Here is a 22,815-nt window from a genome sequence, read left to right as displayed (position 1 = left end):
ATTAAAAACCAACATTTACACCGAGGGTAAACTTACGTGGTATCGGGTAGCCGCCACCGGTGTAAGTACCTTTTTCATCCACTGCTTCCGCATCCGGAACGCTTGATTTCTGGAACATCTTTACATTGTCTACCACCCCGTAGATCTGGAGTTTGCTCAGCTTTGCACGTTCCAGGAACTTAGGACTGAACTGGTACGCCAGGTTCAGGTATTTGATACGCAGGTAGGAACCATTTTCTACAAATGCAGAAGAGAAAGGAAGGAACTGGTAGTAATATTTCTGGCTGTAAGGAATCACTTCTGAATACTTACTGTTATCGCCTTCTTTATGCCAGCTGTCGATGGTAGAAGGATCTATAGCTGCAATGGTTGCATAGCTGTTGGTTAAACCGGTAAGCCTGTCGGACATGTATTTGTTATAGATATCACGTTTAAGGGTAAACGTCAGATATACCTGCATGCTCCAGGGTCCGTAAGAGAACACGTTGGTGAAACCGCCGGTACACGCGGGGTTAGGATTACCGCTGCGCACCTTATCATTCCAGTCCCAAACATCGTAGTCGCCGTTCTGATCTTCCCAGATAAAGTCGCCTGCCTGCACGGTATGGTTACCGCCCCAGTAGGTAAGCTTTTCACCGGTGTAAGGGTTAAACGGAATATCTTTTTCACTGGCGTATACGCCTTTGTTTTTGATCAGGTAAAACTCATTGATAGCGCGTCCTTTGGTCAATACATAGGTCATACCGGTGTTGTTGTCCGGTACCATCAGATCGCGGTTATCATTGGGTAATTTAACAATCTGGTTTTTGATGAAAGATAATATCAGGGTAGAACTCCACTGGAACTTAGTGGTGGGCGGTGTAATACGACCCTGTATCGTGAATTCCACGCCGGTGTTGCGTACATCTACCGCGTTGGTATTTACTTTATCATACCCGGAAGTAGAAGGCAGCAGCAGGTTAAACAACAGTTTGGAAGTACCCCTGTTAAACGCGTCGGCAGTTACATTCAATCTTCCGCCAAAGAAACTTGCATCCACCCCGATGTTGGATTGGATAGCCTGCTCCCAGGTTAATCCGTCCTGCGCCACACCATCTGAGAAGTTAGGCGTAACGGCATTCACACCGTTGTAGGTACCGCCGGTAGATCCGCCATAGGTACCCTGGTTGATGCTGTAAGTATTATACTGGAGGTAATATTGTTTTGGTAAACTTCCTGTTACACCATAGCTTCCACGGATCTTGAAATACTCCACCCACTTTTTGAAAGGGGCCATAAATGGCTCGTCTGAAATATTCCAGCCACCGGATACAGAGGGGAAGTAGCCCCATCTGCTGTTACGGCCAAAGCGGGAAGAAGCATCCGCACGATAGGCAAATGACAACAGGTATTTTTCTTTATAGTTATAATTCACACGGGAGAAAAAGGACAGCATGCCGGATGACTGGTAATCAGACCCGGAAACGAGGTTGCCATATGCGTCTCTGTACATCATATAGCTGAGGTTATAGCCCTGTACCACTTTCACGTTGTCGTTACTAAGCGCGCCGCTGCCGATACCGGTAAATTCATTCCGGATATTGTTGATGGTGTTACCCAGCAGCACGTTTAAGTGATGGTCTTTATTGATGATGTCGGAAGTATAGCTCAACGTGTTATCGAGGTTCGCATTTTCAAAGCGCGATTTACCACTTTGTGCATAAGACAACCCGGCGGTGTTCAACTCTCCGGGACGGAAAATGTCGCGGGTATTGATGCTGGACTGGATAGATCCGATGGAGGCAAAGCGCAGCTTTTTAGTGATATCGTAGTTTACGGTAAGACTGGCAGTGATATCATCGTTGATGTTTTTATCACGACCGGATTCCAGGTCGCCGGTAAAGTTTTTGCGATCGATATCCGAGATATTAAACAGGGAAGAAAGATACTGGCCGCCTATTAACGGGATGGTATTTTCTCCGGGGAATACGCCACGGCCGCGGGATCTGTCGCCACGGCTTAAACGGAACAGCGAGGATACATTCAGGCGGGACGACATTTTCACACCCATTGCGGCGGAAACGGTATAACGCTTAAAACCGGTACCACGGATCGTTCCATCTTCATTGTAGTAGTTGCCGCTCACGCGGTAGTTGGTGGTTTCTGATGCGCCGGAAACAGACAAGTCATAGTTCTGGATAATACCGTTCTGGTAGAAGAGATCCTGCCAGTCGACCGCTCCGCTGAAAGCGGGGTTCAGACTATCTGTGAGCATCATAGGGATACCGTTCACTTTCTGCTGATCAGTAAGATACTTTTGCAGGTAGTCCATTTTGAACCATCTTTCTTCTGCGCCGCCATATACTGTTTCAAACTTTGGTTTCTGGATCATACCGGCGTAGGTGGAAAAGTTCACCTGTGGTTTGCCCTGTTTACCACGTTTGGTTTTCACGATTACCACACCGTTAGCGCCACGGGAGCCGTAAATAGCTGCTGCCGATGCATCTTTCAGGATGTCGATCGATTCAATGTCGTTGGGATTCAGCCCGGCAATGTAGTTGGTACCGGTGTTGTCAAATGCGGCAGCATCGTCCAGTGACACGGGGATGTCGTCGATCACAAACAGCGGGGAGCTGAGGGTGCGGGCGGCGCTGGCATCACGGCTGATAGAGGTGTTTCCCCTTACCACGAAAGAGCCTCTTACGCCGGGTTCACCGGTGAAGTTCTGCACGTTCAAGCCGGCTGCACGGCCTTGCAGGAGCTGGTCGAAGCTGGGAGAAGGCAGGTTTTCGATGTCCTTGCCTTTCACGCTGGAAACCGCTGCTGTTACCGTTTTACGCCGTACTTCCTGGTAGCCGATCACCACCACATCTTTCAGGCTTTTGGCATCCGGCTTAAGCGAAATGGAGTAAGATGCTTTCCCCGACAACACCACTGTTTGCGTTTCAAAACCTATAAATGAAATGGAAAGTTTGTTGGAATTGCCTTTCAGGGTAAGCGTAAACTGGCCTTCGGGGCTGGTGGCCGCCCCATTATTGGTACCTACTTCTTTTACAGATACACCGGGTAATACCCCTCCTTTATCATCTGTAACAGTACCTGAAATTTTTCGCTCCTGGGCCCATGCGTGCAGGCATAGGAATCCCATTAGCGCTAGTAGTAGCAACTTTTTGTGCATAGATTCTGGTTTATTGAATTATTCTGGAATTATCAGACTGGTTGACTGAATGTTTACGGAATTTTGTTCACTGGTGAAATAATCGTTGTTACTGTTATTGGAACGGGTGAATTACAATTGTTGCTGGTATACTATAATTTGGCTGAATAAATCTGGTTACTTAAATGTTTGTTCACTTGTTTGTTCACTGAAATGCTACATTGTTCATTAATTGCTCACTCGTACTTTCATTGTTCTGGAAGGAAATTTAGAAATGTTAAAGTTTTCCTAATAGGCCGGAAAGAATTAGTGACACTATTATGACGGATATTTTCATACGGTGAGAAATAGCTATATATCTCTATAAAGTATTGATAATTAGATTTAAAGAAGATGGGTGCATTTATTCCTTCATCTTTATAAGATAAAATACTATTATCAAATAAGAATATAATACCACAATAAAAAAGAAGGTCCGACAATTTCATGATAAACTCAACGGGCCGTTTTTTCCGGGTGTACAAGGGACCGGTACACACTCACTGGCACCTATATACGAAATCACTGGTCAGCATACTTTGCCGGTTAAACCGGAAATCCATCTTATTTATCTGCTAAATGGCATTGACTGCCAACTATTAATTATTTTTGCCGGATAAACTTTGCCGCCTGAAAAAAGTACGGAAAATATTATCTGTCGTGTTACTGTGTTTGTTAGGCCTTGTCATTCTGATCGGAATACTGGTAAACATCCCCGTGGTGCAGAACTTCCTTGTGCATGAAGTGACCAGCCGCTTGTCGCAGCAGCTTAAAACCCGCGTGGAAATAGACCACGTGAGCTTCCGGCTGTTCAACAGTATGCAGCTGGAAGGCGCGCTTATTGAAGACCAGCACAAAGACACGCTGCTGTACGCAGGCAAGCTACAGGTGCGCATTACCGACTGGTTCTTTTTCCAGGACAAGCCCATTATCAAATTCATCGGGCTGGAAAATGCACAGGTAAACCTGCTGCGTACCCGCAAAGATTCCGTGTGGAACTACCATTTTCTCGAAGAAGCATTTAGCTCTTCCAAACCGGATACCAGCACCCAGCCTTCCGGCGGTATTTCCCTGGACCTGAAAAAGATTGATCTTAAAAACATCCGGCTCAACCAGGTGGATGCCTGGGTAGGTGAAGATATGCGGGCATCCGCCAAACGTATTTATCTCGATGCCAAAAACCTGGATCTCCAGAAACATAACATCGATATACAGGAACTCACCCTCACCGATCCCAATTTCATTATCAGCAGCTACGCGGCCTCTCCCCTGCGGCGCCGCCGGAAACCCAGTCCGGACCACCCCGTACCAGACACCGGGCAACTGCAGCAGCTGCGTTGGAACAATGATAACTGGAAGCTGGTGGTGAAAGAACTCAATATTAAAAACGGCATCTTCGGTGTGGATAACCCCGACGACAGCACGAAAATAGAACCCGGCTATTTTGCGCCGAATCATATCCGCTTCAATGAAATCAATCTCTCCCTCACCAATACCAGCCTGGTAAAAGACAGTGTGATCGGGGATCTGACCCTGCGCACCAAAGAGCGGAGCGGCTTTGAAGTGAAAAAATTAACCAGCCGGTTTAAAATGTCGCCCGTGGAGATGGAGTTTTCACAGCTCGATCTTGAAACCAACCGCAGTCATATCGGCGACTACTACACCATGCAATACAGCGACATCAGCGATATGAGCGATTATATCAATGATGTGTTTATGCAGGCCAGGTTCAAAAACTGTAAACTATCTTCAGACGATATTGCCTTTTTTGCACCGCCCCTTTCCACCTGGAAAAAAGAAATTACGCTGAGCGGTAAAGCCAGGGGCCCTGTCAGCAACCTGAAAGCCTCTGAAATAGATCTTACCGCCGGCACCACCACCCGTCTTAAAGGGAGCCTGGAAATGCGCGGACTGCCGGATATCTATGAAACATTTATCGATTTTCATACAGAAGAACTGGTTACTACGGGCAATGACGTGATGCAGATCATGCCCATTGTAAAAGATATTGTGAGCACGGTGCGTATCGACCGCCTTTCTTCCATCCGCTTCCAGGGAAGCTATACCGGGTTCATCAACGACTTTGTGGCCTATGGCCAGTTCCAGACCAATCTTGGTAAGCTGAACTCCGATCTTAACTTTAAAACCAGCCGCGATATCCCCGTTTACTCCGGGAGTTTAAAAGCCACCAACTTTGATATTGGCAGCCTTTTTAATAATGCCAACCTGTCTACCATTTCGCTAGATGCCAAAGTAGACGGCGCCGGCTTTAACTTTAAAACGCTGAAAGCTACCGTAGATGCCGATGTGCAGGAAATATCCCTGTTTGGATACGATTACCGCAACATCAAAACAAAGGGGGAAATGAGCCGCAAATTCTTTAATGGCTCGCTCACCGCCAATGATCCCAACCTGGATATGGACTTTGCCGGGACCATTGATTTTAATGCCGCCCTGCCGGAATTTAAGTTTAATTCAGAAATCCGTAAGGGAGATCTGAAGGCCCTGCATATCACGGAAGATTCCGTAACGCTGCAGGCCAAACTGGAGCTGAACTTTGTGGGCAGCAACATCGATAACTTCGACGGTACCGCGCGGATGTATGATGTATCTGCATTTAAGGACAACCGCCGCCTGGAATTTGATTCCCTGTATATATCGTCGCACATGGTGGACAACCAGAAGCTGCTCGAATTTACCGGCAGTGAAATCGACGGTTTTGTAAAAGGACAATACAGTTTCCTCCAGCTGCCGGATGCTTTTCACCTGCTGCTGTATAAATATTACCCCAGCTATTTCAGTGCGCCGCAAAATGCTGTCATCAATCAAAACTTCACCTATGCTATTAATCTCGGTGAAGTGGATAAACTGCTGAGTGGCTTTACCAAACAGTTTTCCGGGTTTGACCATGCTACCGTAACCGGCGCCCTCAATACCATGAATGGCGGCAACCTGGCGTTGAACATCCAGGTACCGGAAGCCGGCTACCTGGGATATCATGTACAGGAGTTACAGGTTAAGGGAGATGGCAACTTTAATAAGGTGAACATCAGTGCAAGCATTGGCAAAGTATTATCCGGTAAAAATGTGATCCTCGAAAACCCGGTGATACTGGCCAGTTCAGGGCATGACACCTCTTTTGTAAAAGTGGACCTGGCCGCGGAAGACACTTCTTCCCTGGATGGCTTCTATGCGCGGATCATCACGGTAGCGGACGGGCTGAAGATCAATTTCCTCAACAGTGCCTTCACCGTAAATGAACGGCAATGGAATGTTACCCCCGGCAACGAAATATACTGGAGCAAACATTTTCTCACGGTAAAAAATCTCCGGGTTACCCGCAATGACCAGAGCATTACCGTAGAAACCAATGAGTATAATCCCGATGAATCAAAATTCATCGTTACACTTAAAAACCTGAACCTGGCAGATGTAATTCCCTCCCAGCTGATTTCCACACGGGTGGAGGGTATTACGGATGGCACCATTAATATTGCAGATCCTACCGCAAACCTCGACATCAATACCGCGCTGAGAACACGGGAGCTGCGTATCGATAACGACTCCATCGGCATTTTAAATATAGATGGCACCTATCATCATCTTACCGGCGACGCCACCTTTAACATACAATCTGATAACGAAGGAAAGGCTTTCCTGGCGCAGGGCAAAGTGGGATTAACCGCGGCCAACAACGGGATTGATGCCAGCGTGAAGCTCAATGGCACCTCTGTGAGCCTGTTGAATAAATACCTCGCGGGCTATGTATCCAATCTCACCGGCGCAGTAACCGGCACCTTAAATGTAAGCGGCACCACGCGGGTGCCTTCCGTTAAAGGCGCGCTCACCCTCGATACTGTAGGGGTTACGGTGGATTACCTGGGCACCCACTACCGCATTCCGAAACTGAATGTGAACATAGATGACAACCTGATTGAATTCGGCAACTTTACGCTGGTAGATAAATACAATACCAAAGGCACTGCCAGCGGGTATATCAGTCATGATCATTTCGACAAGCTCAACTTCGACTTTGATGTTACCGGCCGCGGGTTCCTGTTCCTGAATACCAGCGCCACCGATAACGACCTGTTTTACGGAGATGTGCTGGCCGATGGTAAAGTATACTTCTCCGGTCCGCTGAACGATATGCAGATGCACATCCTGGCCCGTCCGATTAAAGGCACCCACTTCTATCTCCCTATGTCCGACAGCAAGGATATCGGGAAGTACGATTACATTACGTTCAAAAGCTACGGTACCGAGATTGTTGAAAAGAAGAAGAAAAAAGACAATACCAAACTCACCGTGAAGCTGGATATCGCCGCCAATCCTGATGCGCAGATCGATGTGATCCTGGACGCCACCACCGGCGATATTATTTCCGCCAACGGTACCGGTAACCTGCAGATCACGGTGAATACAGAAGGCGATTTCACCATGTTTGGTAACTACGAGATTAATAACGGTTCCTATAACTTCAATTTCCAGCGGCTCACCAGCTGGAAGTTCGACATAGAAAAGAACAGTACCATTACCTGGAACGGTGATCCGTCGGAAGCGCGGGTAAACATTATGGCGAAGTACTCCCTGCCAAAGGTAAGCCTGTATAACCTGGTAGGCCAGGGTACCAATGTGAGCACCGATAAGCTGGCTACGCGCACCGAAAAAGTGGATGTGCTGATCAACCTGCGTGGCGCCCTGCTGAAACCGGATATTACTTACTCCATTGAGTTGCCTGAAGTGGGCAGCCTGGCTTATGAAAGTGGTGTAGCTGCCCATCTGAAAGAGATCAACAACGACCAGAACAAGGCGTTGTTCCAGGTGTGGGGGTTGCTGTTTTCCAACCAGTTCCTGCCGGATGATGCCACTACTACCGCTGCTGCCAATGTGGGTATTACCGGTAAAAACAGTGTGGGACAAGCCTTATCTGCCCAGGCGCAGGCCATTCTCAATAACATCACCGGGGCGTTGCTGAAAGGAAGTGGAATCGGGGTGAATGTGAACTATCGCGCGTACAATGTGGGCGGACCGCAGGATAACTCCTCGGTAGACCGTAACCAGGTGAGTGCCGGTATTACAAGCAATTTGTTTAATAACCGTTTCCGTTTATATGCCGGTGGTGATTACGACTGGGGTAAAACGGCTACTTCCGCCAATACCAACCGTTTTGCGGGCGACTTCCGCATTGAATACCTGCTTACTCCGGATGGCCGTTTCCGTATCAATGCCTTCAGTAAAACGGATTACGATGTGTATAACCTCAACAACCGCACAAAATCCGGCGTGGGCATTTCCTATATCAGGGAATACAACCGTTTCAGCGAGCTGTTTAACGACAGGCGGCGCAGACGTACACCATTACTGGATTCCCTCCGCCGTGCAGCGATGCTGAAGCAGGAGCAGGATGATTCTTCCCGCATTAAAGCAGATACTACCAACATTGAATAAAACAACAAAGGGAGCAACAACTGCTGTTAAACAGTGTTACTCCCCGGTGTGGTTTACTTTGCAGGAATGGGTTCATTCCTTACTATACGCGTTCTCAATGATGACTGTCACTTTATCCTCTGAGGATATCATGTCCCAATTTGTCGCGTTTGGTTTTAAGATAATTCTCGTTGTGCGGGTTGGGATGAATTTCTATGGGCACATTTTCAACAACTTCCAGGCCATAACCACTTAAACCGGCGCGTTTGCGGGGGTTGTTGGTGATGAGGCGGAGTTTGCAGATACCGAGGTGGCGGAGGATCTGTGCGCCTACGCCATAGTCGCGTTCATCCATTTTAAAGCCCAGTTCCAGGTTGGCTTCTACAGTGTCCATGCCTTCTTCCTGCAGCTTGTAGGCTTTCAGTTTGTTCATAAGACCGATACCTCTTCCTTCCTGGTTCATATATAATATAAGGCCTTTCCCTTCTTTTTCCACCATTTGCATGGCGGCGTGCAGTTGTTCGCCACAGTCGCAACGTAGTGAATGGAGGATATCCCCTGTTACGCAGGACGAGTGGACCCTTACCAGTACCGGTTCATCTTTTTTCCAGTCGCCTTTTTTCAATGCCATGTGAATTTCACCGGAGTTGATTTGTTTAAAGGCGATGAGTTCAAAGTTGCCGTATTTGGTGGGCATCTGTACTTTCACGCCTTCTTCAATCAGCGTTTCCGTGCTGAGGAGGTAGGCGATCAGGTCTTTTATGGAAATGAGTTTCAGGTTGAATTTGGTGGCTATTTCGCGGAGTTCCGGCAGGCGGGCCATAGATCCGTCTTCATTCATAATTTCCACCAATACGCCGGCAGGCTCAAACCCTGCGAGGCGGGCCAGGTCGATGGTGGCTTCCGTGTGGCCGGAACGGCGTAAAACGCCGCCGCTTTTGGCTTTCAGCGGAAAGATATGGCCTGGTTTACCCAAATGTTCCGGTTTGGTGGTGGGATCAATCAGCGCCTGTACTGTTTTAGCCCTGTCGTGTGCGGAGATGCCGGTAGTGCAACCGTGTCCGAGCAAGTCTACCGAAACGGTGAAAGGGGTTTGGTGCAGGGCGGTATTATCGCGGACCATGAGGTCCAGTCCCAGTTCTTCGCAGCGCTCTTCTACCAGCGGTGCGCAGATGAGCCCACGGCCGTGGGTACTCATAAAGTTGATGATTTCAGGTGTTACGTTGCGTGCTGCCGTGATAAAATCACCTTCATTTTCACGGTCCTCGTCATCTACCACGATCACCAGTTTACCGTTTTTTATATCTTCTATTGCTGCTTCTATTGTATCTAACATATATTATTCCCTCCGGGTCAGTAATGTTGAATTGCGCAAAGTTACAACATATACATGTGAAAAGTTGCCGGTGGAAGTAAGTGCTGTTCTATATGAAAACCATTGGGAAGATGTTAATTATACAGCGTAATTTTAACATATAACAATGATTGCCAATTTAATAGGGGATTTATACACCTGAAACCCGATAAGGTTCACTGTGGTAGCAGATTTTTCTCATTATTAATATCTCATATTTGAGAAATCGTAATTTTCGGGGAAATTCTTGAAAAAACTATTTATTAAGAAGGATATGGCTAGATGCCATTCAAATTTTGATATGCCACTTGAGATATCCACAGTGTACTTAACAATTTGTTAATTCCGCGTTAAAATTTTCACGGGAAAATTGTTCAACTTTGCGTCTGAAACAACAACTTCTTTGCTTTATGGGGTTTAAAAAACTACTCTTTACATTCTCATTGTTGCTCACCGTGTTTGTAACCTATGCGCAGGTAACTACCAGCAGCATAACCGGTGTTGTAACCGATTCTAAAGGCCAGGGCCTGATCGGGGCCACTGTAAAAGCCACCCACACACCTACTGGAACAATTTATGGCACCACTACCCGCGGCAGTGGTGAATTTACCATCCCTAACGTTCGTGTTGGCGGACCTTACAAGGTGGAAGTTTCATTTATCAGCTATGGAACTGAAACTTACAACGACATTTTCCTCAAACTGGGAGAACCGCTGAAATTAAATGTAACGCTCTCTGAAGGCTCTACCAGCCTGAAAGAAGTGAGCATTACCGCCAGCAGGGCTATCGCCAAAGGAAACGGCGGTACCGCACTGAACATTTCCCGTACACAGATGGACAATATTCCTACTGTAAACAGAAGTGTACAGGATTTCGTAAAACTGAGCCCGCAGGCATCTGTTTCTACCAATGGTAAGGACGGTTCACCTATGGGTATCTCTTTTGGCGGCCAGAGTAACAAGTACAACCAATTTGCGGTTGACGGCGCTGTAACTAACGACGTATTCGGCTTATCTGCTTCCGGTACCAACGGTGGCCAGGCAGGTGCCAACCCTATCTCCATAGAAACTATTGATCAGCTACAAATTGTACTGAATCCTTACGACGTTAAACAGAGCGGTTTTACAGGTGGTGGTATCAATGCCATTACCAAAAGCGGAACAAATGATTTTCACGGTTCGGCGTACTTCTACTACCAGGGACAATCCCTCGTAGGTAAAGCCCCGGATTCTACCCGTGCTGACTACGGCAATTTCACCAATAAAATATTCGGTGCATCACTGGGCGGACCAATTATCAAAAACAAATTGTTCTTCTTCGTGAATGCAGAAAGATCTGTCAGGAATAACCCGATAGATTATAACCCTGCAACCGGATCGTCCAACGTAACTACCGATGAACTGAAAAGTATCTACGACTTTGTTCAGAATAAATATAAAGTAGATCTGGGAAGTTATACAGACCAGGAACGTGACAAACCAGCTACTACCCTCTTTGGACGTATCGACTGGAACATCAACGCGGTACATAAACTGACCGTACGTCATAACTACCTGAATGCAAGTGACCTGATCTACAGCCGGACTAACAGTACTGCAGCTTTTGCAAATAACTATTATAAATTTCCTTCAAAAAGTAACTCCAGCGTTATCGAGTTGAACTCCAACTTCTCTAACAGGCTGAGTAATGAACTGAGGATTGGTTATAATAATGTAAAAGACAGAAGAACTTCCCTGGGTCAACCTTTCCCTACTGTTACCATTAATGATAACGGTCGTACCATCAACCTGGGCAGCGAGTTTTCTTCTACTGCCAATGCACTGGATCAGAGTATCTGGACCATCACAGACAACCTGACCATGTATAAAGGTAAACATACCATTACAGTAGGTGCCAATGCTGAAATCTATAAGATCAAAAATACCTTTATCCAGGGTGCTTTCGGTTCTTACACTTATGATTCCATCAGCGGATTTATCAATAACCTGAAACCAAGACAATACCAGATCAACTATAACACCGCAGATTCTACCCTCCGGGATGGTATTGGCTTCAAAGCAGCACAGATCGGTATTTATGCACAGGACGAGTGGAATATCAGGAAAAACTTCACCCTGACTTATGGCGTAAGAATAGACATTCCTATCTTCCCAACCACCCCTCCGGATAACGTAGCATTCTCTAAATCCCCAAGCTTTGCTGGATATTCCACTACCACCATTCCAAAATCAAGACCACTGATTGCTCCGCGCATTGGTTTTAACTGGGATGTAACCAACGATGGATTAACTACCATCCGCGGTGGTGTTGGTATTTTCACAGGCCGTGTACCGTTTGTATGGATCTCCAACCAGTATGGAAATACCGGTAACGTATATACCAACGTAAGCTTGAGCGGCTCAGCTTTACCAAATGAATTCCGCTTCAACTACGATGGCAACAGTCCTTTTTACGGACAGTATTCTGCAGCTAATCTCTCTGCAATGGGTGCTAACGTAGGAAGCAGCCCTTCCAACATTAACCTGTCTGACAAGGATTTCAAATTCCCCCAGATGTTTAAAACCAACCTGGCTGTAGAAAGAAGACTTCCGTGGGGAATGAGCGCTACTATTGAAGGTAACTTCACCAAAACACTCAACAACGCGATCTGGGAAAACCTGAACGTTATTCCTACCGGCGACAGCGTTTCTTTAGGCGGTGGTGTTAAAAGACCAACCTGGAAAAAGAAAGACAAAGACTGGGGTAACCAGATCCTCCTGCTGAAAAACACCAGCGAAGGTTATACTTATAACATCTCCGGTGAACTGACCAAACAAACAAGTAACGGTTTGTTCCTGAAAGTTGGCTATTCTTACGGTGATTCTTACTCTGTAAATGATGGTACCTCTTCTACTGCCGGTTCCAACTGGCGTTTTGGACCAAACATCAATGGTTTGAATAACCTGGAAATGGCCCGTTCCAACTACAGCATGGGCAGCCGTGTACTGGCAGTAGCTTCCAAAACCTTTAAATATGGTAAAGAAGATAAATTCCGTACTACTGTAACCCTGTTCTATAATGGTCAATCCGGTATTCCTTACTCATGGGTATATTTCAACACTGTTGATCCTACCGGCGACGACCTGAACTCCGGCGGTAACAACGACCTGATTTACATTCCAAAGGCAACAGAAGTAGCCACTATGGCCTTCGACCTGATCTCTCAGAAAGATTCTAAAGGTAATGTGATCTACACCCGCACACCGGATGAGCAGAGAGCTGACCTGGAACGCCTGATCAGCAACGACAGCTACCTGAATAAGCACCGTGGTGAAAATGCAAAGAAAAATGCAAGCCGCACTCCGTTCGAAAATATCTTTGACTTTAAAATAGCGCAGGTACTGCCTATTTACAAAGGTCATAAAGTGGAAATCACTTTCGATATCCTCAACGTAGGTAACCTGCTGAACCAGGATTGGGGCAGAACTTACTTTATTGCCAACAACGCTTCTACTCCGCTCACATTCAGAAAACTGGATGCTACAGGCAACGCAGTTTTCCAATATGACAGAAGAAGGGAAATCAATGGTTTTGGCGATGAAAAACCATACTATATCAACAACTTCACTGCACGCTGGAGAGGACAACTTGGTCTTCGTTACAGCTTCTAAGAAAGCAGGATTTAATTTATAAGAAGAGGGCTGGCCGGATGGTCAGCCCTCTTCTGTTTAGCTGGCAACCTCAGATGATCTACTTCTCCCGGAAGGAAATTTAAAACCCCTTCCCTCCCCCAAATTTTTCCCGATTGCGTAAATCAATGGCCATCCTTTTACCTAATTTCGCCCCCGTAAATAATTCGGCCAATACGCAAATAAAAAGGCAAACACTGCTATACACCACATGTTACACAAAAAAATATGCGTCCTGCTACTCTCCGGCTGCGGAATAACCGCTCCTCTGATGGCACAACAGAAAAATACCACCAACCATAAAAAAGATACACTGGGTGAACCAAGAGCACTGGGAGAAATTGTAGTATCTGCCAGCCGCAAGCCGGTAACACTGGATAACGTTCCTTCTTCCGTAACCGTTATCACCCGGAAGACGCTGGAAAATGACATGACTGTAAATACAGATGTAACGGATATCCTCGCACGGGAAGTACCCGGCCTGGCGCCCGGTACACAAACCAACAGCAACGTAGGACAATCCCTCCGTGGCCGCTCCGTACTCATCATGATCGACGGCGTTCCGCAATCCACCCCGCTCCGCAACGGGGAAGTGGATATGCGTTCCATTGACCCATCCGTTCTGGAAAGGGTGGATGTGCTGAAAGGCGCTACTGCCATCTATGGCAACGGCGCTACCGGCGGGCTGATCAACTACATCACGGTTACGCCCAAAGAAGATAAAATATTATCCGGTAAAACGATGATCAATGCCACCGGCTCACTCACCAGTATCAAAAACAGTGTGGGCGGCCGTTTGAACCAGGTATTACAGGGAAAATACAAGAAGTTCGATTACATCGTGAGCGGTGTGGCAGAACAAACCGGCGAATTTAAAGACGCAAAAGGCAAGCTGGTAGGCCCCAACTACAGCCTGGGTGAAACAGACAGCTACAACGCCTTTGCAAAAGTTGGCTACCAGGTAAACAGCCGTCAGCGTATACAGCTGATGTACAACTACTACCGCAGCCAGCAGAACTCCCACTACAACCTGGTGAACGGAGATATCGCCAAAGGCATCCCCGCCTCCGGTGTATTGGGTACGCCCGCCGGCGTGGCCACCGGGCCGAGAGGAAATCAAACCCTGCATCTCCTCTACCAGGCCGACAGCCTGATTGGCGGTACCTCTCTCACGGCAGATGCATACTACGAATCAAGGGATGATATCTTTTATGTGTCGTTCGGCCGCTTTGAAGGCGGCGATGGACAGTCGCATACCATCGATAAGAAAAAAGGATTGCGGTTAATGTTTAACTCCCCCCTGTCCAACAAAACTGCTTTTAATGGTACACTCTCTTATGGCGCTGACCTGTTGAACAACGTTACTTCGCAGCCGCTGGTAGACGGCAGGATATGGGTACCGGAGATGAATATGCTGAACTATGCACCATTTGCGGAAACACAGTGGTCGCTCTGGCAAAACCTGATCGTGAAAGCCGGTGTGCGCGTGGAAAGAGTCAGGGTAAGTGTGGATGATTACACCACTCTCCAGCTTACTAACGCCAACGGCACTACGAGCGCGCCGAGCATCGCAGTAAAAGGCGGCGACCTGGATTATACAGCTACTTTATTTAATGCCGGTATCCGTTACAACCGCCTGCCGGTATTCATGCCCTACTTTAGTTTTTCACAGGGCTTCTCCGTGTCTGACATAGGCTTGGCGCTGCGCGATGCGAAAGTAAACGATATTAAAAAGATCAATACAGAAGCAGTACTGGTGAATAACTATGAACTGGGTTTTGTGAGCGAATATAAAAAGCTTCGCTTTGAGTTAAGCGGATTTATCAGCACCTCCAAACTGGGTGCAGACATGATCTTTGACCCTAACACCGACCTGTTCAATGTAAGCAGAACCCCTGAACGTGTATACGGTTTTGAAGCGTCGCTGCAATACCAGGTGCTGCATAACCTCGACATCAGCGCCAGTTACAGCTACCTCGAAGGAAAAGCCGATACCGCCAAAACAGGCGGCAGCTATAATGTATACCTGAACGGCAGAAGGATTGCTCCTCCAAAAGTAACCGGCAGCATCGGCTACCGGCCGGTGCCGGCGCTGGAAGTACGACTGCAGTACATGGGCGTAAATGGCCGGAACCGTTTTGAGAAAAATGCCAAAGGCGTTTACAATGGTAACGAAGGAAAAGTATCTGCGTACAACCTGGTGAATTTCAACGCCAGCTACAAAGTGGCGCCCCGTACCCTGCTCACACTGGGTATTGATAACCTCTTCAACGAAGATTATTTCCCGGCACGCGCCCAGTGGTTTATGCAGCCAGGGTTTTATTCCAAAGGAAAAGGCGCCTCCTTTAATATAGGCATTGCCGTTAATTATTAATAAAAGAAAGGTAATTGTAAGAAGAGATCCATAGCGGTTTTCCAGGTGGCCATATCATGCCGGCCACCTGGAATCTCCAGGTAAAAAATATCCTTGTCCGGTTTGTAGCCCTTTTGTAATAACTCCTTTATCAGGTCCCGGGTATCATCGATACTGTCAATCACCCCATTGTTATTCCTGTCGGCCGTTTCATCGGCGGTACCACATTCAAAGAAAAACTGCTGCCCCGGATGATAGCTGCCTGCGCGGATCAGCTGGTGCATAATCCGGTGAGTATCATCCCGGTATTCCGCTCCCAGCGCTTTACTACGCCACCATAACGACCCCGAAAAAACACCGGCCAACTGGAAAAGATCCGGGTGATGCCACACAATATCCAATGCCGACAAGCCTCCCAGGGAAAAACCTGCAAAGGCGCGCTGCACGATACGCATATCCGGATACTGCTGTTGCAGGAATGGCAGCAACTCCGCAATAATGAAGCGGGTATAACTTTCGGCAAGCTGGCCCTGCCCCATATAATCCGGTACGCCGGCGGTGCCATAAACAGCTTTCCGGTCGGCATCCGCATAAATGCCCACTGCCAGTACAGTGGCCGGCAGCGCCGGTAATAACCCGGAAAGTTCCTGACCATCATTTACCAGTAAAAGTATATGGGGAGATGTACCGGTGAAGTAGCTATCCAGCTGCACTCTGCGCGCCAGATGCGCAGAATTGATATAATGTTGACGTATTTGCACCGGAACAATTTACCAATAAACCAATAATCTTTTTTAAATTTAACTAAACACTTTCCCGTGACCGAAAACTATTTAAAATGGCATTCTCCCAACCTGGGAAAGGAATTTGAGATGTTGGTATACGGCGATAGCGGGTACCCGTTGCTCCTGTTCCCTACCTCTATGGGGCGTTACTATGAAAGCAAGGACTTTGGCCTGATTGAAGCCCTCCGCTGGTTTATTGAAGAAGGAAGAATTAAAGTGTATTGCCCCGACAGTATTGATGCACTCAGCTGGTATAATAAAAATATTCCCCCGGAACAAAGAGCGTATAATCATACCTGTTACGACAAGCTCCTCATGGAAGAAATATTGCCCCGCATTGTTACCGAAACAGGGCATCAGCGGATAGTGGCTGCGGGCTGCAGCTTCGGCGGTTATCACGCCGCCAACTTCGCCTTCCGGCATCCGGACCGTGTTTCTTATTTATTCAGCCTGAGCGGGATCTTCGATATTAAATTCCGCATGGACGGATACTACGACGACAACGTATACTATAATAACCCGGCCGATTATGTGCCGGAAAACCAGCATGCAGACCTCTGGCGCATGGGTATTGTACTGGGCGTGGCAGACAGGGATGTAACCCGGCCACAAAACGAACTGTTGTCCGGTATACTTACCGGCAAAAAAATAGCCCACTGGCTGGATATCCGCCCGCAAACCATCCACGACTGGCCGGTATGGCGGGAAATGCTGCCGCATTATGTTTCACTTATCAAGTAAGCACCATGAAAAAAATCGGGATTCTCTTCGGGCAGGAAAACACTTTTCCACAGGCATTTGTAGACCGTGTAAACCGCATTAACCCTCCCGGTATCTTTGCGGAATTTGTGACCATCGACAAAGTAATGCAGGGCGCCGATCCGGGCTATGCCGTTATCGTAGACCGTATTTCGCAGGATGTACCCTTCTACCGGTCTTACCTGAAAAATGCCGCAGCTGCCGGCACCGCGGTAATCAATAACCCTTTCTGGTGGAGCGCCGACGATAAGTTTTTTAATAACGCCCTCGCGGAAAAGATCGGCGTAAATGTGCCACGCACCGTACTGTTGCCTTCCTATAAACTGCCGGACGATACCACCGATAAATCATTCCGCAACCTGATTTATCCGTTCGACTGGAACAGCATTTTTGAATACGTTAGCTTCCCGGCATACATGAAACCCTACGCCGGTGGCGGATGGAAACATGTATACCGCGTAGAGGATAAGGATGATTTCTTTCATAAACACAGTGAAACAGGTCAGCTGGTAATGATGCTACAGGAAGAGATCGACTTCAGTCAATATTACCGCTGTTTTTGCATAGGCGGTAAAGACGTGCGGATTATGCCATATAATCCCAAACACGCACCACATCAGCGTTACCAGGCCGATTATGAACCCAGCGCCGAACTAGCCGCCCGCATCACAGAACAGGTGCTTACCCTTCACCAGCACCTGGGATACGATTTCAATACCGTGGAAATAGCCGTGCGCAGCGATGTGCCCTACGCCATTGATTTCTGCAACCCTGCACCCGATGCCGATATTCACTCCATTGGCGCCGAACATTTTGAATGGGTAGTGGAAACCAGCGCCCGGTACGCCATAGAAAGGGCTATCGCACAAAAGCCGGGAAAAGACAATCTCACCTGGGGAAAATTTGTACATCCCGGCCGGGCAAAAGCAAAAGCTGTAGCTGCTGTTGAGAAAAAGAAAACCGCCGCTCCCAAAGCAAAGAAAACCACTCCCGAAAAGGAGAAAAAGACGGCCGCTAAAAAAAGCCCCGCCAAAAAACAACAAAAAGAAAAATGAAACCGTTTTACTGCCCTACATTTGTAGATAGCATTAAAGCTAAAAGCTAACAACATGTTTAAGGCGTTCACGCTGGGGATCGAGGAAGAGTATATGGTAATGGACCCCGTTACCCGGGAACTAAGATCACATGAACAAAAAATAGTAGAACAGGCGCATAAGGTGATCAACGACCAGGTAAAGGCGGAGTTTCACCAGGCTGTAGTGGAAGTAGGAACACAGATCTGTGCGGATATACACGAGGCGCGGAAAGATGTAGCCTACCTGCGCCGCACCATTGCACAAATAGCCGGCGACCTGGGATTTAGTATAGGCGCTTCCGGTACCCACCCTTTCAGTAAATGGGAAAAACAACTCATCACAGATCATCCCCGCTATTTTGAAATAGTGAATGAAATGCAGGACGCCGCCCGCTCCAACCTGATCTTTGGTTTGCACGTACACGTAGGCATGGAAAACAGGGAGATGGCCATTCACATCGCCAATTCCGTCCGGTATTTCCTCCCGCATATTTTTGCGCTGAGCACCAACTCCCCCTTCTGGGAAGGACGCAACACCGGCTTCAAATCATTCCGTACAAAGGTTTTTGATAAATTTCCCCGGACCGGTATTCCCGATTATTTTGCCAGTATAGAAGAATACGACAACTATATCAAACTGCTGGTAAAAACCAATTGTATCGATAACGCTAAAAAAGTATGGTGGGATTTAAGGGTGCATCCCTTCTTTAACACCGTGGAATTCCGCGTTTGTGATGTGCCGCTCACCCTCGACGACACCATCATGATAGCCGGCCTTTTCCAGGCAGTATGTGCAAAGATCTATAAGCTGCGGATGCAGAATCTCAATTTCATTATCTATAACCGCGCCCTGATCAATGAAAATAAATGGAGAGCCTCCCGTTATGGGATCGATGGCTACCTGATTGATTTTGGTAAGGAGATGGAAGTAAATACGCGGGCACTTATCTCCGAACTGCTCGACTTTATTGACGATGTAGTAGATGACCTCGGCAGCCGCGATATTATAGCCGCTACCACCCGGTTGCTGGAAAACGGCACCGGCGCAGATAAGCAATTGCAGGTATATGCCGATACCAACGACCTTGTAGCGGTAACGGATTTTATCCAGGAACAATTCCTGCTGGGCTGTTAGTACCCCCGTAAAATAAATTTCGCGTAATTTTGTGGCATGCATCCAATTAAAAATAGCTGGAAGGTGGCTGTGCTGGATATGTATGAGGGTGTTCCCAATGAAGGGATGCGCTGTATCCGTGAAATATTGGCGAAATATGCCAGCATGCATGCCCTGGACCTGCAGTTTGATGAGTTTGAAGTAAGGCAGCAAATACAGGTTCCCGATACTTCCTATGACATATATATTTCCACAGGCGGCCCCGGCAGCCCGGTGGCCAGTGAAGGCAGCGACTGGGAAACCGCTTACTTTTCCCTGATAGAAAGCCTCCTGGAATGGAACCGTACCAACGAAAAGAAGAAGCCTGTCTTTTTTATCTGCCACTCCTACCAGCTCATGTGCCGCTATTATAAACTGGGAAATGTATGCAGGCGGAAATCACCGGCATTTGGCGTATTCCCCGTGCATAAAACCGCTGCAGGCATGCAGGAAAAGGTATTCAGCGCACTCCCCGATCCTTTTTACATTGTGGATAGCCGCGACTGGCAGGTGATTGAACTGGATTATGAAAATCTCCAGGCAATGGGCGGATACGTTATTGCGCTGGAAAAAGAACGGCCGCATGTTCCGCTGGAACGCGCCACCATGGCCATCCGATTTAATGAACACTTTATTGGTACACAGTTCCACCCGGAAGCCGATGCTGCCGGTATGCACATGTACCTCCTCCAGGAAGAAAAGAAAAAACAGGTAGTAAAGCATCACGGCCTGGAAAAATATAACAGCATGATCCGCCAGCTTACTGATCCCGGCAGGATTATGCTTACACACGACCGGTTTATTACTGCATTCCTCGACTATGCTATTTATGGCCGGCTGTCGGACAGGCTGGCGGCCATTGAAAGGCTGGTGCAGGTTGCGGCGCATCATGATAACGAGCACTCGTTCTTCTAATTAAAAACTTATGATTCCTGCTGTCAGAAAAGCATATAATCAACAATTTACACCAGCGCAATACCAGGCTTTTTTAACAGGTATTGCGGCTGATACCGGCGTGGCGCCTGCTTTCAGGGTGGCCGAAACACCCGTGTTTGTACCGGCAGCCCTCAGTAGTAAACTGGTGCAGGCATGCGAGGAAATAGTGGATGTATTGCTTCGCCCCGACTTTAAAACTATTACCCGCGATGCCATTCCGCCTGCCCTGAAAGTGCCGCATGAAAATGAGCATCCGCATTTTATTGTGATCGATTTTGCGGTTTGCAAAGCCGCAGATGATTCATTGGTGCCGCAGCTCATTGAATTGCAGGGATTCCCTACCATGATGGCTTTCCAGGAAGTAATGGCCCGTCGTTTTAAAACGCATTTCAATATACCGGATACGCTCAGTAATTTTTTCAACGGACTGGATGAAGCTGCCTATTACCAGCTGTTGCGTGAAATGATCATTGGCCCCTTTGCGCCGGAAGAAGTAATACTGCTGGAAGTAAAGCCGGAAGAACAGAAAACGCGGATTGATTTTTACAGCACCGAAAAAAATCTGGATATCCCCACCATTTGCTTAACCTCGCTGATACAGGAAGGCAAACAGTTATTTTACCTGAAAGACGGTGTAAAAACCCGTGTACGCCGTATTTATAACCGGATCATTTTTGATGACCTGCAACGCCAGGCCGCAAATCTTGATACACACGTAAATCTTTTCCAGGAACTGGACGTGGAGTGGATCACGCACCCCAACTGGTTTTATCGCATCAGTAAGTACATCATGCCGTTTATTCACAGTGAATATGTGCCCAAAAGCTGGTTCCTGCATGAGTTACCGGTGGTACCTGCCGACCTTGAAAATTATGTATTGAAACCACTTTTCTCCTTTGCCGGACAAGGGGTATTGATAGATGTTACTCCCGAAGATATTGATGGGATCAAAGATCCTGAGAACTGGATATTACAGCATAAAGTGAAATATGCGCCTGCCGTGGAAACGCCTACCGGTCCGGCTATCTGCGAAATACGCATGATCTATATCTGGCAGGATGGTGCTGCGCGGCCAATGCTGGTGCACAACCTGGCCCGGATCAGCAAAGGCAAAATGATAGGTGTAGGATTTAACAGCAAAGATACCTGGGTAGGTGGCAGCTGTTGCTTTTTTGAATTCGGCGATCCAAAATAAATAACAGGAAAGCGGCTACTGTAACCGCTTTCCTGTTAGCACTAAAACTCAAATTCTTCAATCAGTGGTCCGGTGGTGTACTCATTTTTTTTCCCCACCCCGATAGCCAGTTCCTGGTTCTCGTTGTTTTTAACGATCAGGAAAGGCTGACCATATTTCTGTTTACCGGCAAAAATTACGGCAATATCTGTACAGGAATAAACGTCTTCGTTAGTCAGCGTAATTTCCTTGTTGTTGTCCAGCACATTTTCCGTTTTTTTATTTTCCTTCCGGAGATGTAATTTTCTTCCTACATACTGCCGCTTCAACCATTCGTAGTTACCGTTAATAATAACCGGTGTGTTAGAAAGATTGTCTTCAGGCACCTGGTAAAGCAGGAGTTTCCGGTCTTCATCCCGCAGCGTAAAAATCAGCGTGGACGTACCTTCCAGGTTTCTACGGTCGTAGTCAACGATCATGAATGTTTTATTCTCTATCGCCTTGTAGGGCGTATAAAAATGTCCGCCTTTGAGTACACTTTTATACGGCACTTCCACTACGGCTTTCATTTTAAGGTTATCCAGCAGGGTGTCTTCTTTATTTCTCACGGAGCGTCTGGGGTTCAGTTTCAGGAAAGTGATCTCCTGTCCTACCAGTGTTAGCTGGGCGATATCCGGTGTAAGATGCTGAAAGGCAATGCTGCTGTCGTAAGGAACTAAAGTCGGCTTCTTCTCGGTATCCCTGTATTTGATCTGGGCGGTAGCGCCGAAGGAGGCTGCCATTCCCAGGCACAAGGCTAAATGTTTCAATTTCATATACACTAAAATATTGGCAAAGATATATTGTTTCGGTGCTGCACCTGACACAGCAATTTGTTAAAAAACATAACGGAGAGTTTGCAAATACATTGCGTAGTGCGCTTTTATCTTTGGTATAAATATTTACTTTTATGT

General features: G+C 47.2%; 12 protein-coding genes. 8 read left to right on the top strand and 4 right to left on the bottom strand.

Features of this window, described 5'->3' with window-relative positions:
- Position 1: 1 nt before the first annotated feature.
- Positions 2-3,157, bottom strand: a complete 3,156-nt coding sequence (locus tag PV783_RS11870; RefSeq protein ID WP_420988122.1) for a SusC/RagA family TonB-linked outer membrane protein — start codon at positions 3,155-3,157, stop codon at positions 2-4.
- Positions 3,158-3,895: 738 nt separating this feature from the next.
- Here PV783_RS11870 and PV783_RS11865 point away from each other — a divergent pair.
- Positions 3,896-8,626: a translocation/assembly module TamB domain-containing protein gene (locus PV783_RS11865; RefSeq protein ID WP_420988121.1), complete on the top strand. Its 4,731-nt coding sequence runs from the start codon at positions 3,896-3,898 to the stop codon at positions 8,624-8,626.
- 112 nt (positions 8,627-8,738) lie between these two features.
- Here PV783_RS11865 and PV783_RS11860 read toward each other — a convergent pair whose 3' ends face one another.
- Entirely contained in the window at positions 8,739-9,941 is a 1,203-nt protein-coding gene (locus PV783_RS11860; RefSeq protein WP_370912690.1) for a bifunctional 3,4-dihydroxy-2-butanone-4-phosphate synthase/GTP cyclohydrolase II, read from the bottom strand.
- A gap of 398 nt (positions 9,942-10,339) precedes the next feature.
- Between PV783_RS11860 and PV783_RS11855 the strand changes: the two genes are divergently transcribed.
- Together PV783_RS11855 and PV783_RS11850 are read left to right on the top strand one after the other, a co-directional pair.
- Positions 10,340-13,609: a TonB-dependent receptor gene (locus tag PV783_RS11855; protein ID WP_420988120.1), complete on the top strand. Its 3,270-nt coding sequence runs from the start codon at positions 10,340-10,342 to the stop codon at positions 13,607-13,609.
- 289 nt (positions 13,610-13,898) lie between these two features.
- Positions 13,899-16,001 (top strand): TonB-dependent receptor, encoded by a 2,103-nt coding sequence (locus tag PV783_RS11850; protein WP_420988119.1) that lies wholly within the window; start codon positions 13,899-13,901, stop codon positions 15,999-16,001.
- Here the strand turns inward: PV783_RS11850 and PV783_RS11845 are convergent.
- Entirely contained in the window at positions 15,998-16,741 is a 744-nt protein-coding gene (locus PV783_RS11845) for an alpha/beta hydrolase (protein ID WP_363434091.1), read from the bottom strand. The two genes, PV783_RS11850 and PV783_RS11845, sit on opposite strands and share 4 nt — an antisense overlap.
- A 57-nt stretch (positions 16,742-16,798) precedes the next feature.
- Here PV783_RS11845 and PV783_RS11840 point away from each other — a divergent pair, with 57 nt between their 5' ends.
- Genes PV783_RS11840 through PV783_RS11820 form a run of 5 tightly spaced genes read left to right on the top strand, consistent with a single transcriptional unit; the run spans position 16,799 to position 21,883 of the window.
- Positions 16,799-17,506, top strand: coding sequence for an esterase family protein (locus PV783_RS11840; protein ID WP_079468579.1), 708 nt, complete (start codon positions 16,799-16,801; stop codon positions 17,504-17,506).
- Positions 17,507-17,511: 5 nt separating this feature from the next.
- Complete coding sequence (locus PV783_RS11835) at positions 17,512-18,579, top strand: ATP-grasp domain-containing protein (RefSeq protein ID WP_363434087.1); 1,068 nt, start codon at positions 17,512-17,514, stop codon at positions 18,577-18,579.
- Positions 18,580-18,633: 54 nt separating this feature from the next.
- Positions 18,634-19,734, top strand: a complete 1,101-nt coding sequence (locus PV783_RS11830; protein ID WP_079468580.1) for a carboxylate-amine ligase — start codon at positions 18,634-18,636, stop codon at positions 19,732-19,734.
- 36 nt (positions 19,735-19,770) lie between these two features.
- Positions 19,771-20,667, top strand: a complete 897-nt coding sequence (locus PV783_RS11825; RefSeq protein ID WP_079468581.1) for a type 1 glutamine amidotransferase — start codon at positions 19,771-19,773, stop codon at positions 20,665-20,667.
- Between the two features lie 10 nt (positions 20,668-20,677).
- Positions 20,678-21,883 (top strand): hypothetical protein, encoded by a 1,206-nt coding sequence (locus tag PV783_RS11820; RefSeq protein ID WP_420988118.1) that lies wholly within the window; start codon positions 20,678-20,680, stop codon positions 21,881-21,883.
- Positions 21,884-21,924: 41 nt separating this feature from the next.
- Here PV783_RS11820 and PV783_RS11815 read toward each other — a convergent pair whose 3' ends face one another.
- On the bottom strand, positions 21,925-22,677 hold the full coding sequence (locus tag PV783_RS11815) for a hypothetical protein (protein WP_420988117.1): 753 nt from the start codon (positions 22,675-22,677) through the stop codon (positions 21,925-21,927).
- Positions 22,678-22,815: the final 138 nt, after the last annotated feature.

It is taken from the genome of Chitinophaga sp. CC14, from assembly GCF_048957795.1.
GTDB lineage: Bacteria > Bacteroidota > Bacteroidia > Chitinophagales > Chitinophagaceae > Chitinophaga > Chitinophaga ginsengisegetis.
This window is presented reverse-complemented; position numbering and strand designations above follow the sequence as displayed.

Bases quoted from the DNA above. Each gene is read 5' to 3' on its own strand.
- PV783_RS11815 (WP_420988117.1), bottom strand. From the start codon at position 22,677: ATGAAATTGAAACATTTAGCCTTGTGCCTGGGAATGGCAGCCTCCTTC.
- PV783_RS11820 (WP_420988118.1), top strand. From the start codon at position 20,678: ATGATTCCTGCTGTCAGAAAAGCATATAATCAACAATTTACACCAGCG.
- PV783_RS11850 (WP_420988119.1), top strand. From the start codon at position 13,899: ATGGCACAACAGAAAAATACCACCAACCATAAAAAAGATACACTGGGT.
- PV783_RS11860 (WP_370912690.1), bottom strand. From the start codon at position 9,941: ATGTTAGATACAATAGAAGCAGCAATAGAAGATATAAAAAACGGTAAA.
- PV783_RS11835 (WP_363434087.1), top strand. From the start codon at position 17,512: ATGAAAAAAATCGGGATTCTCTTCGGGCAGGAAAACACTTTTCCACAG.
- PV783_RS11825 (WP_079468581.1), top strand. From the start codon at position 19,771: ATGCATCCAATTAAAAATAGCTGGAAGGTGGCTGTGCTGGATATGTAT.
- PV783_RS11830 (WP_079468580.1), top strand. From the start codon at position 18,634: ATGTTTAAGGCGTTCACGCTGGGGATCGAGGAAGAGTATATGGTAATG.
- PV783_RS11870 (WP_420988122.1), bottom strand. From the start codon at position 3,157: ATGCACAAAAAGTTGCTACTACTAGCGCTAATGGGATTCCTATGCCTG.